A 3,535-nucleotide genomic window follows, 5' to 3' on the forward strand; every position below is an offset into this window, starting at 1 on the left:
TTGTTTATTCCATATTGTCTGATTTTCAGCTAATCTACAAACCTATTTTATTAGGTGGATAAATATTATTTATCCTTTTTTATTTTTTGTCTTACATAAGTGAAATTTTATGAGTAATTCATTATCTTCAAAAATTCTTGGCGGTAATCTTGTATTACGCATCGCCATTGGTTTAGTGCTAGGGGTATTACTGGCATTTATTAATAAAGATTGGGCAGTAAATGTTGGCGTATTAGGTCAATTCTTTGTGAAATCGCTTCGTGCTATCGCTCCTATTTTAGTGTTTGTATTAGTGTTATCTGCGATTGCAAATAAAGAAGTGGGATCAGACAGCAAATTAAAACCGATTTTAGTGCTTTATGTATTAGGGACTTTCTTGGCTGCATTAACAGCAGTTGTATTAAGTTTTATGTTCCCAACTACGCTAGAATTAACTGCAAGTCCGGACGGTTTAGCACCACCGGAAGGCATCGGTCAAATCTTAAAAACTGTGATTTTTAACTTGGTAGATAATCCATTAACCGCATTAAGTAACGGTAACTTTATCGGTATTTTAGCTTGGTCTATCGGCTTGGGTATCGCATTCCGCCACGGTTCAGCAAGTTCAAAAGCATTTTTAAATGATTTATCAAATGCGGTTTCTTTTGTGGTGAAAGTTGTGATTGCGTTTGCACCTATCGGCGTATTTGGTTTAGTGGCAGAAACCGTTGCAGTAAACGGTTTAGATGCGTTTGAAGGCTATGCTCGTTTATTATTAGTATTAGTAGGTGCAATGTTATTTGTAGCATTAGTATTAAATCCATTATTAGTATTTTGGAAAATTCGCCGCAATCCATACCCATTAACATTCACTTGTTTACGTGAAAGTGGTGTAACGGCATTTTTTACCCGTAGCTCTGCTGCGAATATTCCTGTAAATATGAACTTGGCGAAACGTTTAGGTGTACGTGATGAAATAGCTTCTGTTGCCATCCCTCTTGGTGCAAGCATTAATATGGCAGGTGCTGCAATTACCGTTACCGTATTAACGCTTGCAGCAGCATATACACAAGGTATTCAGCCTGATTTCTCAACTGCATTATTATTAAGTGTTGTAGCCTCAATCTGTGCTTGTGGTGCCTCAGGTGTTGCAGGGGGTTCATTATTGTTAATTCCATTAGCTTGTAGCTTATTTAGTATTCCAAATGATATTGCTGCTCAAGTCATTGGTGTTGGCTTTGTGATTGGCGTTATTCAAGACTCGGTTGAAACCGCTCTAAATTCATCAACAGACGTATTATTTACCGCTGCGGTAAGCTACTCTGAAGATCAAAAATCAGCATAATATACTTCACTAAAGGCAGACTTTTTAGTCTGCCTTTCTTTTTGCGTTATTTTTGCGATCTACGTCGAAAATTTACATATTTATTCTGAAAACTTTTGATTTAAACGGCATACTCAGATTAAAAATTCACTCTGTTTGCTATGTTGGATCGTTTTTGTATTGCCATTTTTCTATTCCACCTGCCTATTTTGTTTTTGCCTAAAGATGGACTATTAGGTGGCATCGCTTTTGGCGGAATGATTTTGTTCTATGGCATTTTTGCTCGAACTAAACTCACTTTTGTGCTTGGTGTGATCATTTGTATGAGTTATTTTTACATTGTCCAAGTTGCAAAAAATGCAGAAAATATAACCGCTAGTAAACAGCTCACGCAGTTTAAAATCAGCAAAATTCTTAAGCAGACAGATTATCAAACGGCGATAGCCACACTTCAAACAGGCGAAAATATCTACCTAAATTGGCAAGCAGAGCAGCCGTTATTACTTGATCAATATTACCAAGCCGAACTGAATATTCGTCCAATTTCAACTCGCAGCAATATAGGTAATTTTGACCGCCAACGTTGGTATTTCGCCAATCATATCAATATGACGGCAACTGTACGTAAAGTTGAACAATTCGTACAAACAGAGAAAAGCTTTCGGACAGACCGGCTAAATAAAGTCAAAGCAGAAACAGATAGTTTACCTACACAAGGCTTGTTATTAGCTTTAGCTTTTGGAGAGCGGGCTTGGTTAGAGACCAAACATTGGGAACAATTTCAACAAACCGCCACTGCTCATTTAATTGCTATTTCAGGATTGCATATTGGGCTTGCGATGTTGTTTGGATTTTATCTAGCGAAAAGTGTGCAATGGCTTTGTTTAAATAGTAGACTAGAATGGTTACAAGCGGTCGGATTTTCACTTTATTTTGCAAGGGCAATCGGCTTTTTAACTGCCTTTATTTACAGCTATTTAGCCGGCTTTGCTGTGCCGACAGTAAGAGCCTTATTCGCCATTGCATTTGTGTTACTTTGCCAATGTTTAAGACGCCATTACACCGCTTGGCAATTTTGGTGGATAATTGTGGCTTTATTGGTTGTTATTGATCCGCTGAGTTTACTGTCTGACAGTTTTTGGCTCTCTGTATTGGCGGTAGCGAGCTTGATTCTGTGGTACCAAGTTTTCCCGTTAAGTCGCTTTATTTCTGATGAAACTCGTAAAAAAATGACGAAATTTAACCGCTTGTGGTTATCGCTTTTGCATTTACAAATTGGAATTTGGCTGATTTTCTCGCCTGTTCAGCTCTATTTTTTTGAGGGAGTATCCGCTTTTGCGTTACTTGCCAATCTGATTATTGTACCTCTTTACAGTTTCTTGCTTGTGCCGCTTATTTTATTCAGTTTATTAACTGATAACCTGTTCGCCACTTGGCAATTAGCGGATTATCTCGCTCAATCTAGTTTATGGTTATTAGCTCCACTTTCTAATGCTTGGATTACGCTCAGCTATTGGCAACAATGGCAGCTGCTTTCACTTAACTTGTTGGTTTTATTATGTCTTTATTGCAAATTATATGGGCTGGCTTATGAAAAATGGTTAAGTGCAATTGCATTATCTATATTGTTCAATCTAAGTTTTTATTTGTATAAATGGGCTTATCAAACCAAAGCGGAATGGATTATGTTTGATGTCGGGCAAGGGTTGGCAATGGCGTTGATTGATGAACAAAATAAAGCGGTAATTTACGATACGGGGTCAAGTTGGCAATCAAATGATGGCGAGAGAAACTCAATGGCAAAACTTGAAATACTGCCTTATTTAAAACGCAATGGCATTTCTGTGGAAGCGATTTTTCTCAGCCACGATGATAACGATCATTCAGGTGGCGTGATGGATTTATTATCTGCTTATCCAAACGCTCGGCTGATTAGCTCAAGCAAAGTTCGCTACCACAATGTTGAGCCAGAACCTTGTATTCAAGGAAAATCGTGGCAGTTCGGTAAATGGTATTTATCGGCAATTTATCCTATTCACTTGGTAGAGCGAGCTAAAAATCACGATTCTTGCGTGATTTTAGCAAAAAATGACCGCTTGCAGATTTTGCTCACAGGGGATTCCGGCACAGAGCAAGAACGCCAATTTGCCCCAAATGTCGGGAAAATTGACTTTTTACAAGTTGGACATCACGGCAGTAAAAGTAGTACCAGCGAAACACTATTAGCCCTAA

The 3,535-nt window shown here is 38.2% G+C and carries 2 protein-coding genes; both read left to right on the plus strand.

The features are described 5' to 3' along the window. Positions 1–109 precede the first annotated feature (109 nt). A complete protein-coding gene (sstT, locus tag ACJHV0_RS08620) occupies positions 110–1,324 on the plus strand; it encodes a serine/threonine transporter SstT (protein ID WP_025236044.1) in 1,215 nt (404 codons plus the stop codon). 140 nt (positions 1,325–1,464) lie between these two features. Continuing rightward, the coding region (locus ACJHV0_RS08625) for a DNA internalization-related competence protein ComEC/Rec2 (RefSeq protein WP_483133938.1) at positions 1,465–3,535 on the plus strand (2,071 nt) is incomplete at its 3' end.

Source organism: Mannheimia sp. (genome assembly GCF_056854775.1).

Coding starts and splice junctions, on each gene's coding strand:
- sstT (WP_025236044.1), top strand. CDS start 110: ATGAGTAATTCATTATCTTCAAAAATTCTTGGCGGTAATCTTGTATTA.